A 14,556-nucleotide genomic window follows, 5' to 3' on the forward strand; every position below is an offset into this window, starting at 1 on the left:
GCCTTAGACAGAATATCGACACTTGATAAAGTTAAAGACTCAACAGAAAATCAGCTTTCCGAATTATTATTAACGTGAGCCAGAGATGGACACGGTAATAAACAGAATTTGCTTGGTGACAATAGCCTTGTGGAACCACCTGATCCCATCCCGAACTCAGAAGTGAAACGCAAACGCGCCGATGGTAGTGTGGGGTCTCCCCATGTGAGAGTAGGTCATCGCCAAGCGCCTAATTATCTCATTGAGATGTAACGAAGCCAGCTGAATAAGCTGGCTTTTTTGCATCTGCAATTTGTAGAAATTAGTCCATTTTTCTTTCAACTTGCATGTTTCTCCGCTATTTTTACTCACCAACTCACTTGTCGCTCTTAGGCTTCCTCATTTCGTTCTTGCCCTAGTCCTATTGCTTAATCCTGCGCATAACTAAGAGGCTAAGGTTTTCTGAGGTAATACTGTTACGTATCTCTCAAGGTAACTGTTCGAGACACAGATCGTATTGTCGGGCACTTCTCGGCGTTGATACCAAGGCGGATACTTAAGTTGTCAAAATGGATGATTTAATTTGTCTAGATTGAACCCATTCCTCTTCTTCAATCAATGCCTTCAGAACGACATTCCTTTTTATCTTCTCTCAGAATCAAATAGCAGTGACTTGGATTGTTAAATTTGCATATTTTTTCACTTGGTTTATTCCTATGCTCGTTGTTTTCAATTTAGGAATCATTTTTAGCCTAAGACATCACTTCAGCTTAAATCCAACATTATGTTTTTTTCATTATGGAATATTGAATTAATCGCTCGATTTATGAGGATTAATAACTTGTCGCCTGTAGATTTACTTAATATTGGTAAGACCAATTTACACTGATATGGTTTTTTTGTTATCAATTGGTTATGTTCGTAGCAGGTTGAGTTCAGCTGGTTTTCTTGTTGTGTGATTAGTTAGCTTTAAAATGTGATTTTTTATTCGATTTTTTCTGATTGGTGATTGCTATGTGTCTGTTTACGGAAGAACCATAGTTTGTGAGCAGTTCATTTGATGAATTTTGAACTTGTAATGCGATAGCGATGATTTTGGGGCAATCGCGCTGTTGATAGGGATCTAGAGCGTAAGGGGGAGGGGAGCTATGGAGGATGTAACGCAATCTTTATTGGATGCCGTTGGCATTATGTTTTTGGGGATGGGCTTAGTTTATTTATTTTTAAGTGTACTAATCCTTGGGATTCATTTGGTTGCGCGTTGGTGTGCAGTCGATGCTGCATCTGCACGTTTTGCTAAAAATCATGCTAAGAGTCAGCAGAGGGTAGCGCAATCTGATGCTAAACCTTTAGAGCCAAGTTTGGTCGCTGCGATTTCACTAGCGGTAAAGCAGTATCGTTCACAGATTAAGTAATGGGGAGCAGTATGACTTTTGTATCTAATTCTACGACAGCAGTGGCTAAGCCATTATTTTTAACTGATGTCGTATTGCGGGACGCACATCAATCCATTTTAGCGACGCGCTTACGCATTGATGACATGTTACCTATAGCGCCGTTACTCGATAAGATTGGTTTCTGGTCGTTGGAATCTTGGGGTGGGGCGACTTTTGATGCCTGTATTCGTTATCTTGGTGAAGATCCCTGGGACAGAATTCGTGAGTTGAAAAAGGCGATGCCGAATACGCCGCAGCAAATGTTGCTGCGTGGCCAAAACTTATTAGGCTATCGCCATTATGCCGATGATTTAGTCACGCGTTTTGTTGAGCGTGCTCATACTAATGGCGTCGATGTATTTCGTATTTTTGATGCAATGAATGATGCTCGTAATCTCGAAACTGCGGTGAAAGCGGTGCGCCAAGTTGGCGGCCATGCGCAGGGTACTATCTCATACACGACTAGCCCTGTGCATACCATAGAGACTTGGGTTGATATGGCAAAACGTCTCGAAGATATGGGATGTGATTCTTTGTGTATCAAAGATATGGCGGGCTTACTTAAGCCTATGGAAGCGTTTGAGCTTATCAGTCGACTAAAATCCCAAACGCAACTCGTGTTATCTATGCATTGTCATGCGACGACAGGATTAAGTACCGCCACTTATCAGAAAGCCATTGAAGCGGGTATCGATGTGCTCGATACGGCAATTTCGTCGATGAGCCAAACCTATGGACATACTGCTACTGAAACCGTTATCGCTATGGTGGAAGATACTGAGCGTGCGACTGGTTACGATATGGTATTGCTTGAGGAGATTGCCGCTTATTTCCGTGAAGTACGCAAGAAGTACGCTAAGTTTGAAGGCGCGCTGAAAGGCATTGATTCGCGGATCTTACGTGCACAAGTGCCTGGTGGCATGCTGACCAATATGGAGAGCCAACTTAAGGAACAAGGCGCGGCCGATAAGATGGACTTGGTCTTGGAAGAAATTCCCCGCGTGCGTGCTGACTTAGGTTTTTTGCCCTTAGTGACACCTACATCGCAGATTGTCGGCTCGCAGGCGGTAATCAATGTGCTAATGGGTGAGCGTTATAAGTCACTGACTAAAGAGACTGAAGGCGTGCTTAAGGGCGAATATGGCACGACACCTGCGCCAGTCAATGCCGCATTGCAAGCGAGAGTCTTACAAGGAGCCGAAGCCATTACATGTCGCCCTGCTGATTTATTAACGCCAGAGCTGGCTAAATTACGGCTTGAGTTAGCTGATAAAGCACAGGAACAAGGCATTCGCCTATCGTCAGAGCATGACGATGATGTGCTGACCTATGCACTCTTCCCACAGATAGGATTGCAGTTCTTAAAGAATCGTGACGATCCGAGTGCCTTTGAGCCTAAACCTGAATTGACTTCGGTACTTGCTGCTTCTAATGCTGCGGATCGTGGCCCAGAAACTTACACGGTAACAGTCGAAGGGCAAGAGTACGTAGTTGAAGTCGCCGCAGGCGGTGAGATCTCGCAAATCCAGCCACAGGGACAAAGTGTTCATGCTATGCAAGCTGTGACTGATAGTACAACGCCAGCAAAAAGCCATGGTGAAATCAGGCTTGAAATGAGCGCGCCTTTGTCGGGCAACATCTTCAAAGTGCATGTTTCTCCAGGCGATAGAGTGTGTGAAGGCGATGTCGTGATCATCCTTGAGGCGATGAAGATGGAAACCGAAATTCGTGCACAGGGCGATGGCATTATCGCTAAGATTTGGGTGAAAGAAGGTGACTCAGTGTCTGTGGGTTCTCAATTACTGGCCTTGGCGTAGGAGTCATAATGGAAGGTTTAATGGCTTTTTGGGCCGAGACAGGTATCGCTCACTTTACTGGCGGGCAAGTGTTAATGATGGCAGTGGGCGCTTTGCTCTTGTATCTCGCCATCGTGCGTGGATTTGAGCCTTTGCTATTGTTGCCCATTGGTTTTGGTGCAGTGCTGGCTAACATTCCCCATGCGGGATTTACCGAAGAAGGTGGCATGCTGTATTACGCCTATCATGTGGGGATTGAGACTGGGGTGTTCCCACTGTTGATCTTTATGGGCGTCGGCGCGCTGACCGACTTTAGTGCCTTGATCGCGAATCCTAAAACTCTGTTATTAGGGGCGGCTGCGCAGTTTGGGATTTTTGCGACACTGATTGGCGCAATAGCGCTGAACTTAGTGCCGGGCTTTGAGTTCACCATGAAGGATGCGGCGGCCATTGCGATTATTGGCGGTGCTGATGGACCGACGGCGATTTTCCTCGCCTCCAAACTGGCGCCTGAGTTATTGGGGGCGATTGCGGTCGCGGCCTATTCCTACATGGCACTAGTCCCGATTATTCAACCGCCGATCATGCGCTTACTGACAACCCAAGCTGAGCGCGAAATTAAAATGGAGCAGCTGCGCGAAGTCAGCAAGAAGGAAAAGATCATTTTCCCTTTGATGGTGCTGGGATTAACGATCCTCTTTTTACCTGCTGCCACGCCGTTAGTGGGCATGTTTTGCCTTGGTAACTTGATGCGTGAATCGGGCGTGGTGGATAGATTATCGAAAACGGCGCAGAACGAGCTTATCAATATCGTTACGATTTTCTTAGGTCTAGCTGTCGGTTCTAAGTTATCTGCCGACCAATTCCTGCGACTGGAAACCTTAGGAATTTTGGTATTGGGAGCTTTAGCATTTGGCATTGGTACTGCTGCAGGTGTATTGATGGCAAAACTGATGTGTAAGTTGTCGGGTGGTAAGATTAATCCGTTGATTGGTGCCGCAGGGGTGTCGGCTGTACCTATGGCAGCACGAGTCGTGAACAAAGTTGGATTAGAGGCCAACCAACACAACTTCTTGTTAATGCACGCCATGGGTCCCAATGTGGCGGGAGTGCTAGGTTCTGCTGTGGCTGCGGGGATTTTACTTGCCGTGCTGGGTTGATGACAGAGTGGGTTAACTGATTGGGCTTGACTGAGTGGGTAAATTTAGCGGGTTTATCTTCGAATTTATTCTAGTCGTTAACGCTGTTTTATCACTAAGGCCAACTCAGTATTGAGTTGGCTTTTTGTTAAGTCACTAATTTAGGAAATGAATCCTTGGTATTAACCTAAGCCGTTAACCAGAGTAATGCCATAAGGATTAAAATCAGCCCGCCACCTATACCGATAATGTAGATAAAACCTCGCCGGCCTTGTTTTAGCGTGAGTTTGTTGGCTTTTAAAAATAACGCCCAAAACAAACATAGGATCAGCGGGATAAGGAAGAGTCTCGTCATTGTCTGTCCTGCTAAAGTGTGAGTTAGAGTAGTTTTAGAGTCTAACAGCTTGATCTTAGTTGAGTAACCTATTTTGCAGTTAATAGAGACTGTCGAAGTCGATTGTGGTCTCTAAAGCCAATAGATCAAAGACTGTTTGCAGGATAATAAAAGAGACCGCCGAAGCGGTCTCTTCATTTACATCATCTGCGTAATTTACCTAATGTTACTAATGGCTTAGCGCAGTAGCTTCGACCAAGTATTGTTATTGCTACGAACTCACAGGTGTAACGTCTTGATTGTCGTTCGAATAGAACTGTACTTCATCGAGTTCATTTTCGGATTTACCAATCACAACAGCAGTCATCATATCGCCCGTCACGTTAGTTGCTGTGCGGATCATATCGATAATACGGTCAATCGCGGCGATAAAGGCAATGCCTTCAAGTGGCAGACCAATCACACCTAAGGTGACAGTTAACATCACCATCGCACTTCCTGGTACGCCAGCGGTACCAACAGAAGCCACTGTCGCAGTCACGGCGATCATCACATAGTCCAGTGTGTCGAGCGGAATATTGTAAATTTGAGCGATGAAGATAGCGGCTATCGCAGGGTAAATACCCCCACAGCCGTCCATGTTCATGGTCGCACCTAATGGCATCACAAAGGCACTATAACGCTTTGATACGCCCATGGTTTCGACTGCACGAGTACTCGCAGGTAAAGTACCAAAACTTGAGGAAGTACTAAAGGCGACTAACTGTGCTGGCATAGCTTTACGGAAAAATTGCAGTGGGCTTAAACCACCAACAAACTTCACTAACCCGCCATAAACGAAGATGATGTGGATAAAGGCGGCAATGTAGATAGCCCCGATAAACTTACCTAAAGGCAGTAAGGTTGATAAACCATATTCACCCACAACCCATGCCATTAAACCAAACACACCGATGGGAGTGAGTTTTAGGACCATGCGAGTCAGTTGGAACATGACTTCAGCACCTGCTTCAATGGTGCGTTTTAATGGCTCTGCTTTCTCGCCGACTTTATTGATAGCGATACCTACCAAAGCTGCAAACACGATAATTTGCAGTACCTTGCCTTCAGCGATTGAAGCAAAAGGATTGACAGGGATCATGTCGAGCAACACTTGTGCGAAACCGGGAATATTACGCTCGCGCACTTCAGTCGTTGTGAGTTGCATGGTGCCACCCATGTCGATCATTGAGCCCACAGCTAAGCCGATCAGAGAGGCGATTGTGCCTGTCAGCATGAACATACCCAAAGTTTTCAAGCTCAGGCGTTTCAGACTGGTTTGCGAGTTGAGCGATGTGATACTCACGACAATGGCACAAAATACCAAAGGCGCGACCAACATCTTAATGGCCCCAATGAACAGATCACCTAATGGTTTTAGCACTGTGGCGCTTTCACCTAAAATAACGCCAACGAGCGCACCTAAGATAAAGCCTGCTAAGACTTTTTGCCAAAACGGAATGCGGCTAATGGTTTGAAGGATCATGCATATTCCAGAAAAATAAATTAAGAGTGAGCCAATAGGCCTGCGATGATAGGATTCGTATTTAACGAGTTGAGCGTGATGTTAACGCGCTCTCAGTCATGCGCATGGTTATTGCCTGCCATAGTTAACCATTGTATCGACAGAGCTAGGGTTATAACAAACCGTTTTTCTTATAACTTATTGTGATAAGTGAGTTTGTTGTAAAAAGATTAAGTGAAACATTCAATTAACCCATGGCAAACCTCATCGCATTGAATACAAAAAGAGAGATTTATCATTGAGTAAGCCATTATGACTGAGTTAGGTATTATGTTCTCCGGCGCTTTTTTAGCGGCCACTTTGTTACCGGGGGGATCTGAAGTCTTACTCGTGGCGCTATTAAACAAAACTCCAGAGGCTTGGGTTGCGCTGGTCGTGGTGGCCAGTATTGGTAACACGTTGGGCGCGATGACTAGTTTCTATTTAGGCCGCTTAGGTCGCCTCGCAAAATCACCAGAAGCGTTAGCGACAGGTAAACACGCAAAGGGGCTCACCTTGATTGAACGCTACGGCGTGTGGGCGTTGTTACTCTCATGGGCACCGGTTGTCGGCGATATTCTCTGTTTATTGGCGGGTTGGTTGAGGCTACCGCTAATACCTTCTTTGGTGATAATTTTAATCGGTAAAACAATTCGTTACTTAATTGTTGCCGCTGCCGTGCTGCAATGGATGGCATGATGGCGCTAGGATGCATTTAATGGTCAAGGGCGGGGAGTGTTTTTCCGTTTAGACTGAATTTACTGTATAGATAGGAACTTAGTGTTAATTTTGCGAGTCATAAATCCCAATGCTTAATCATTTAAGCGCACTATGACTAAACGCAGCACTTTGATTATGAAGCTGTATTTTTGACCCATTGATGTATGAGGGGAATGTTTTGAAGAAATGGTTATTAGCGGTCGCAATTTCTGCCGCACTTGCGGGTTGTGCATCTGAAACGACTACGGCGAACTTGCCCGCAGGCGTTAAACTTATCGAAAATGTGCAATTGGCCGATTCGCAAGTAGGGATCCCCTACAAAAAGTACCAATTAGCCAATGGGTTAACGGTTATTTTACATCAAGATGATTCCGATCCCTTAGTGCATGTTGACGTCACTTATCATGTGGGCTCTGCTCGCGAATTAGCTGGGCGTTCGGGATTTGCGCATTTATTTGAACACATGATGTTCCAAGGCTCGCAGCATGTTGCCGATGAACAGCATTTTGAAGTGGTTACCGAAGCCGGTGGTACCCTAAATGGCACGACCAATACCGACAGAACCAATTACTTTGAGACAGTACCCAACAATCAATTAGAAAAAATGTTGTGGCTTGAGTCGGACCGTATGGGCTTTTTGTTGCCCGCACTCACTAGTGAAAAATTCGAAGTGCAGCGCGAAACCGTCAAAAACGAGCGTGCACAACGTATCGATAATCAGCCCTATGGCCGCATGAGTGAGCGTTTTAGCCAAGCTATGTACCCTGTCGGTCATCCTTATTCTTGGCCTGTAATTGGCTGGCCGGACGATCTTAATCGCGCCACGGTTGACGATGTTAAACACTTTTTCCAACGTTGGTATGGCCCTAACAATGCGACCTTGACCATAGGTGGCGATTTCGATGAAATGCAAACCTTAGCCTGGGTAAATAAATATTTTGGTGAAATCCCCCGCGGCCCTGAAGTCTCGTTAGAGCAAAAGGTGCTGGTTAACTTAGATAAGACGCGTTACCTCTCCATGGAAGATCAAGTGCACTTGCCTTTGATCCGTATTGGTTTTCCAACTGTATACGCTAGACATTCAGATGAGGCCGCGCTCGATCTGTTAGCCAATATTTTAGGTGGTGGTAAAACATCCTTATTATATAAAAACTTGGTGAAGGACGGTTATGCGGTGCAGGCTAATGTGAGTCATCCTTGTCAAGAGCTTGCGTGTCAGATGTCGATTTATGCTTTAGCCAATCCTGAAAAGGGCGGTAAACTGGCGGATCTGGAGCAACGTATTCTCGACTCGATTAAGGAGTTTGAGCAACGTGGCGTTACCGATGACGATCTGCAAAAAGTCAAAGTGCAGTTTGAGGCTGATACCATTTATAGCCTGCAGAGTGTTTCTGGCAAAGTGTCGACCTTAGCGATGAACCAAACGCTGTCGGGCAATCCGAACATGATTGCCTCAGATCTGAATCGTTATGCCAATGTGACCAAAGACGATGTGATGCGCGTGTTTAAGCAATACATTAAAGATAAACCTATGGTGGTTATGAGTGTGGTGCCGCAGGGAATGACGTCACTTATTGCCCATGCGGATAACTTCACGCCTGCAACGCTGCCAATTGCACACACTGCGGTAGAGGGGGATTTGCCCAAGCCTGAACTTGTTTCAAGTTTTGATCGGACTAAGATGCCTGCATCTGGCGTTGCACCTATGCTTAAAGTACCTAAAATTTGGACAAAAACCTTAGCCAATGGCATCGAAGTCATGGGCACCCAAAGTACTGAAACACCAACAGTTGAGTTAATTGTTTATCTCAATGGTGGCCATAGACTCATACCCGTCGAAAAAGCAGGCTTAGCAACGCTGACTGCTGAAATGCTTAATGAATCGAGCCAGAAGCGCAACAGTGAAGCACTATCACAAGCCTTAGAAATGCTAGGTAGTAGTGTCGACTTTAGTGCGTCTGAATATCAAAGTTCGATCAAAGTATCGGCTCTGACAGCACATTTAGATGAGACGCTGGCGATTATGGAAGAAAAGCTGTTTCAGCCAGCGTTCAGCGAAGCTGACTTTGCGCGAGTGAAACAGCAGCAATTACAACAGATCCAGCATATGCAGTCCGATCCTAGCTATCTGGCTGATACGGCGTTGTCGTCTTTGTTATACGGTAAAGACAATGCGTTAGGTGTGAATGATCTTGGTACGCTCGATTCAGTCGCGGCGCTTACGTTAGCCGATGTAAAAGCGTTTTATGCCCAGCAGTATCAAGGCGGCAACGCTAAAATTGTCACTGTTGCTAATTTATCTGAATCTGCATTGCTGCCTAAACTAGCGGGATTAAACCAGTGGAAAGGAGAAGCAGCTGTGGTACCGCCACTTAAGCCACTCCCTGCATTAAAAGGCGGCACAATTTATGTGATTGATAAACCTGGTGCGGCGCAATCGGTAATCAATATTGCCAAGCGCGCATTACCCTACGATGCCACAGGCGATTATTTTAAATCCTATCTGATGAATTATCCGTTAGGCGGCGCATTCAATAGCCGTATCAACCTGAATTTACGTGAGGATAAAGGTTATACCTATGGTGCTCGCACTCGTTTTACTGGCGGTGCTGAAGTGGGCGATTTTGTCGCATCAAGTAACGTTCGCAGTGACGTGACGGCGAAAGCACTCATTGAGTTTGTAAAAGAAATCAGTGCTTATCAGCAGCAGGGCATGACAGATGCTGAACTTGCCTTTATGCGTAATTCAGTCTCTCAAGGGCAAGCTCTTGATTATGAAACACCGTATCAAAAAGCGGGCTTTATGCGGATGATCCAACGTTACCAATTGAGTCAAGATTTTACGACTCAACAGGACAAGATCATTAATACTGTAACAAAAGATGAACTCAATGCCCTCGCGGCTTCCGAGCTAGATATCAATAAAATGGTGATTCTGGTGGTGGGAGATAAAGCGACAATTGAAGCGGATTTAGCGGTATTGGGCTATCCAATTGAAACTTTAGTATTGTAAATTAGTATTTCGCCCTTATATAGGTAGATAGACGGGTGCATTAGTTAACGGCTATTTGCCCTATATTTACCGGATTTACATCGAAAGACGGTGACAGCATTAGCTGTCACCGTCTGCTTTTAATCATACAAGGTGTGAATTTGGCTTGCCCCACAGACAGGTTTAGATTTATTTTGAGGCATATTTTGCAAGATAAGCCTCAAAATAAAGGTCTGACTGTTAACCTTGTCGCGATAGCGAATCACCAATTAGAGAAGCGCAAATTGAAGTCATTCAATGAATTAGTACAACATCTCTCGGACGCCAATGGGCGCACCGCACTCTTGGGTATGTTACGTGGCATAGAACGTGAGGCGTTGCGGATTGATGAGTTTGGTTATCTCGCTACAGACTCGCATCCCGAAGCATTAGGCTCGGCGTTAATGCATTCGCGTATTACGACGGATTACAGTGAAGCCTTGCTCGAGTTTATTACGCCAGTAAATCACAATGTTGAGCAACTTCTCACTGGGTTAACTGAGACTCATGCCTTCAGCGTGCGCCACTTAAATGGTCAACGTTTGTGGCCCGTGAGCATGCCTTGCTATGTGAAAGATGAGCAACAGATCCCCGTTGCCCGCTATGGCTCATCGAATACTGGCATGATGAAAACCTTGTATCGTAAGGGGTTAACCTATCGTTATGGTGCCCTGATGCAGATCATCTCTGGGGTGCACTTTAACTTTTCGGTATCGCAAGAATTATGGCAAAGCCTGTATGAGTTAAGTGATAAAGAGTTAACTTACGATGATTTTATTTCAGAATCCTATTTCGGCTTGATCCGTAACTATCGCCGTTTAGTGTGGGTACTTCCTTATTTATTTGGTGCCTCGCCAGCGTTATGTAGCTCCTTTATTAAAGATCAAAAAACCGACCTCAAGTTTGAAAAAACGGGCCATGGAACTCTGTATCTGCCCTATGCCACTTCGTTGCGTATGAGTGATTTAGGCTATACCAACAAAGAGCAAGAAGATCTAAATATCAGCTATAACTCTTTGCCTGAGTATCTGGCTGGCGTGAATGCTGCCACTAAAATGCCTTCAGCAAACTTTGCTAATATCGGCGTTAAAGTCGATGGTGAGTATCGTCAACTTAATGCCAATGTATTGCAGATTGAAAACGAGTTCTACTCGCCAATCCGTGCGAAACGGGTCACACGTAGTGGCGAGAAACCGTCTGAAGCTTTGGCCCGTGCTGGGGTGGAATACATTGAAGTGAGAGCGTTGGATGTTAATCCATTTAGCCCAGTTGGCATTGAGGCGACACAAGTACGTTTCCTCGATTTATTCCTACTCTATTGTTTATTAACGCAGTCGCCTAAGTCTGAGGCGAGCGAAGAGGCGAGATTAAGCGCGAATCTTAAAGCTGTGGTGCTTGAAGGCCGTAAACCTGGGCTTGAGTTATTAACTGCAGACGGTTCACGTTCGCTTAAATCTTGGTTAGAAGAGTTGTTTGATGCCTTGCAACCTTTGGCAGTATTGCTTGATGGTGAGGGGACGGATTATCAAGTGGCTTTGGCCCATTGGCGTAAAGCGGCTGAAGATCCGAATTTAACCCTGTCGGGACAAGTACTGCAAAACGTGATCAACAAGGGCCAAGATCATGGTCAGTGGGTGATGACGTTAGCGCAGCAATACTATCAATACTTTATCGATTATCCCTTGTCGAGCGAGACCATAGCGCAGTATCAAGCTGAAGCATCCAGTTCGCTTAACAAGCAAGCTGAACTAGAGGCGGCGCAGAGTGCAGTTTCATTCGATGATTATCTGGAAGATTACTTTGGAGTGAAGCTGTGAAAGAGGGGGTATTCTCTTTCACTGGCCTACGTGCCCGCGTAGCTTTGATTGGGTTTAGTGCCTTGTTATCTGGCTGCGCCGCGTCACCTGAAGATCCACTGGGCTGTGGTACTGTGTCGGGTTATTTGCAGCCAGATGCCAGTACTCACTGGTATCGAGTGGTGGTGACCCATTTAAACGGGCAGGCAGTCGTTTCTAAGCCTAATTATCAGTTAGCGCCTGGCGAATATGAATTTACCGTTGCGGAGCTGATTGATGATCCAAGTTTGTCAGTCACGCTTGCCGCGCGGACACCCAAAGTATTCAAGCTCAATGTCGAAAGTCATCAGCGTTATCATATCGGTGCGTTATTTCACACCGATAAGCGCTATATGGGTAAAGACACTGCGTATTGGGAACCCGGCGTGTGGCAGCAAGAAGATCATGAGTGTCAGTTTGAGCTGAGTCCCGAAACGAAATAGCCAAAGTGTTAAGCTCAAGTGGTAAGCCAGCTGCATTCGATTTAAGTCATATTGATTTAGCCTCTAGTGCTGAGATCTTCTAAGCACAAAAAAGGCTTTTTATGCTTGCCTCAGCCTGAGTCTATGACATCATGGCGCGAGCTAACTCTCCAAAGAACATGATATTAATGAATAAATCCTCCGCTATCTTACTCTGCGCAAGTCTCGGCATCTTGTCAGGTTGCGCGACATCTCCGCCTAAGTCTCCCGAAAATTTGTGTGAGATATTTCAAGAACACCGAGATTGGTACGATGCAGCTAAAGATGTCCGTGATAAATGGGGTGTGCCAGTGCATGTGCCGTTAGCTATGATGTATCAAGAGAGCTCATTCAAGCACAATGCCGCGCCACCGATGGAATACTTTTTAGGTTTTATCCCTATTGGCCGTGCCAGTGATGCCTATGGGTATGCGCAGGCTAAGACCATGACGTGGGATGATTATGTGCGTGAGACGGGAAACAGTTGGTCGAGCCGCAGTGATTTCGATGATGCCTTGGATTTTATGGGCTGGTTTATCAGCAAAACCCATAAGATAAATGGCGTATCTAAATGGGATGCGCGGGCGCAGTATCTTAATTATCACGAAGGCTGGGGCGGTTATCGCCGTGGCAGTTATAAATCTAAGGCGTGGTTAGTGAAAGTGGCGAATAAGGTGGATGAAAGGTCGAAACGCTACGCGTCTCAATATAAAACCTGCCAAGAAGATTTAGATTCATCTTGGCTGTGGCGTTTATTTTTTGGTTAGGATTACGTTTTTATATCATTGTTAGCCACTTAAGTGAGAATGGCTGACTGTCGGTGTTCAATTTAGATATTTAATCGAGATAGCTAATTGAGATAGCTAATCGAGATAGTAAACTCAAATCTTAAACTCAGATATTCAACTCCGACGCTTACTGATTGTTGATATTAGCCTTTTGACATCGGCTGCAGCACCATACTTCAATTGATTTATTGCGCTTTCACTGCGAAGGTTTCTAATGCCTGAATGGCTTTTTTCTTCGCACGCTTTTGCTCATACATAGCATGATCTGCAGTCTTAAAGGATTGATACCAATCGGTTTCAAACGGCGCAATACCAAAACTAAAACCTAGGCTAAGCTCTGAACCTTGATTCAAGGTTTTGCGCATATCATCTAAGTCCTGTTCAATTTGAGCTAACGGCCCATGGCATAAAGCGACAAACTCATCTCCACCAAAACGGGAAATAATGCCTTTATTTTGCCAATAGGTGAGCATGGCGGTGGCTGTTCGCTTGATGGCAACATCACCCATCTGGTGCCCATAGGCATCATTAATGGACTTGAGATTGTCCATATCGATAATAATTAAAAAACTGCCTAAGTGAGGTTTGTGCTGCCAGTGGTGCAGTTCATCTTCAAAATTCTTTCGATTATAAAGCCCTGTTAATGGATCAAAATTGGCAAGTTTAGTGATCTGCAGTGACTTCTGATAGAGCGCAATGGCATTGCTAGCTTCGTGAGTTAGGATAGAGACAAGATTGCGGTCGTAATCGCTAAAGGCGCCAATGCTACTGCTATCGAGATTGAGCATGGCATACAGTTTGCCATCAATACGAATAGGGCTAGACAGGGTTGAGCGTATCGGCTGCTTCGACACTGAGAGTAACACTTTTTGATCATCTTCCGTTAAAGTGCTAGCCGCATTGATATTCTTCATATCATTGATGACCACCACTTGATCGCATCTCCCTTCAGTGAGTCGATATTCAAAAGTTTGCTCTAAGGTAAAATCCAGTTGTCTGAGCTTTGCTAAATCGAGCCCCACGACAGATTCAAAATACAGTTTATTATTCACCTCGTTGATTTTAATGATGCTGCCCATTTCGGCACCATTAATCACGTACACGGCTTTATTGAGTAAGGCGTCCAGAAAGGCATGCTCATTTTTATAATGACTCGAGAGATGGGCGAGTTCATAGATGGCATCGTTGATGGTGACGACTTGCTCTAAATGCTGCCATAGTCGAGTTAAACGACCCTGATGCAAATAGTAAATTAGGCTGTAGGCAAAAATATAAATGATGCAAACAAACAGTAAGGGCAGGATAGTCCAATTTTCTGTGGATGCATTAAAGATAAACAGCAGGATGAATAGACATATCGGCACTATAAGCAGTAGCAGATGATAGCGATAATCTAAGCGATCTATGGTCTTACGTTTGAAATTATCCCTTAATTTCACTCGACTATTCCTTTATCTGTGTCATTGCTAGTAATCATTGAATGCTATACATCAC

11 protein-coding genes and 1 rRNA gene are annotated in these 14,556 nt (G+C 45.1%); 9 read left to right on the forward strand and 3 right to left on the reverse strand.

Annotated features, from left to right (window positions below):
- The first annotated feature begins 111 nt into the window (after nt 1-111).
- From rrf to L5M17_RS20270, 4 genes are all read left to right on the forward strand, one after another.
- Nucleotides 112-227, forward strand: a 5S ribosomal RNA gene (gene rrf, locus L5M17_RS20255).
- A 900-nt stretch (nt 228-1,127) separates the two neighbouring features.
- Nucleotides 1,128-1,394, forward strand: a complete 267-nt coding sequence (locus L5M17_RS20260; RefSeq protein ID WP_113941635.1) for an OadG family transporter subunit — start codon at nt 1,128-1,130, stop codon at nt 1,392-1,394.
- A gap of 11 nt (nt 1,395-1,405) precedes the next feature.
- Entirely contained in the window at nt 1,406-3,232 is a 1,827-nt protein-coding gene (oadA, locus tag L5M17_RS20265; protein WP_263148958.1) for a sodium-extruding oxaloacetate decarboxylase subunit alpha, read from the forward strand.
- Between the two features lie 8 nt (nt 3,233-3,240).
- A complete protein-coding gene (locus L5M17_RS20270) occupies nt 3,241-4,371 on the forward strand; it encodes a sodium ion-translocating decarboxylase subunit beta (protein ID WP_028760946.1) in 1,131 nt (376 codons plus the stop codon).
- A gap of 166 nt (nt 4,372-4,537) precedes the next feature.
- On the opposite strand, the gene L5M17_RS20275 is transcribed toward L5M17_RS20270, so the two are convergent.
- Both L5M17_RS20275 and L5M17_RS20280 read right to left on the reverse strand, forming a co-directional pair.
- Entirely contained in the window at nt 4,538-4,705 is a 168-nt protein-coding gene (locus tag L5M17_RS20275) for a hypothetical protein (RefSeq protein WP_168823570.1), read from the reverse strand.
- A 250-nt stretch (nt 4,706-4,955) separates the two neighbouring features.
- Complete coding sequence (locus L5M17_RS20280) at nt 4,956-6,209, reverse strand: dicarboxylate/amino acid:cation symporter (protein ID WP_263148960.1); 1,254 nt, start codon at nt 6,207-6,209, stop codon at nt 4,956-4,958.
- Between the two features lie 291 nt (nt 6,210-6,500).
- Here L5M17_RS20280 and L5M17_RS20285 point away from each other — a divergent pair, with 291 nt between their 5' ends.
- The 5 genes from L5M17_RS20285 (at nt 6,501) to L5M17_RS20305 (ending at nt 13,041) form a co-directional block, all read left to right on the forward strand.
- Nucleotides 6,501-6,926 (forward strand): YqaA family protein, encoded by a 426-nt coding sequence (locus L5M17_RS20285; RefSeq protein WP_263148962.1) that lies wholly within the window; start codon nt 6,501-6,503, stop codon nt 6,924-6,926.
- A 181-nt stretch (nt 6,927-7,107) separates the two neighbouring features.
- Nucleotides 7,108-9,960, forward strand: coding sequence for a M16 family metallopeptidase (locus tag L5M17_RS20290; RefSeq protein WP_263148963.1), 2,853 nt, complete (start codon nt 7,108-7,110; stop codon nt 9,958-9,960).
- Between the two features lie 185 nt (nt 9,961-10,145).
- Complete coding sequence (gshA, locus tag L5M17_RS20295; RefSeq protein WP_219252925.1) at nt 10,146-11,795, forward strand: glutamate--cysteine ligase; 1,650 nt, start codon at nt 10,146-10,148, stop codon at nt 11,793-11,795.
- Nucleotides 11,792-12,256 carry a hypothetical protein gene (locus L5M17_RS20300; protein WP_263148965.1) on the forward strand — a complete coding sequence of 155 codons (465 nt, stop codon included), beginning with the start codon at nt 11,792-11,794 and terminating at the stop codon, nt 12,254-12,256. The genes gshA and L5M17_RS20300 overlap by 4 nt, the downstream gene beginning before the upstream one ends.
- A gap of 167 nt (nt 12,257-12,423) precedes the next feature.
- Nucleotides 12,424-13,041 (forward strand): hypothetical protein, encoded by a 618-nt coding sequence (locus L5M17_RS20305; protein WP_317629601.1) that lies wholly within the window; start codon nt 12,424-12,426, stop codon nt 13,039-13,041.
- Between the two features lie 206 nt (nt 13,042-13,247).
- On the opposite strand, the gene L5M17_RS20310 is transcribed toward L5M17_RS20305, so the two are convergent.
- Nucleotides 13,248-14,501: a sensor domain-containing diguanylate cyclase gene (locus tag L5M17_RS20310; protein ID WP_263148967.1), complete on the reverse strand. Its 1,254-nt coding sequence runs from the start codon at nt 14,499-14,501 to the stop codon at nt 13,248-13,250.
- Nucleotides 14,502-14,556: the final 55 nt, after the last annotated feature.

The organism is Shewanella sp. SW24, from assembly GCF_025653395.1.
In the GTDB taxonomy this organism is placed as follows: Bacteria; Pseudomonadota; Gammaproteobacteria; order Enterobacterales; family Shewanellaceae; genus Shewanella; species Shewanella oncorhynchi.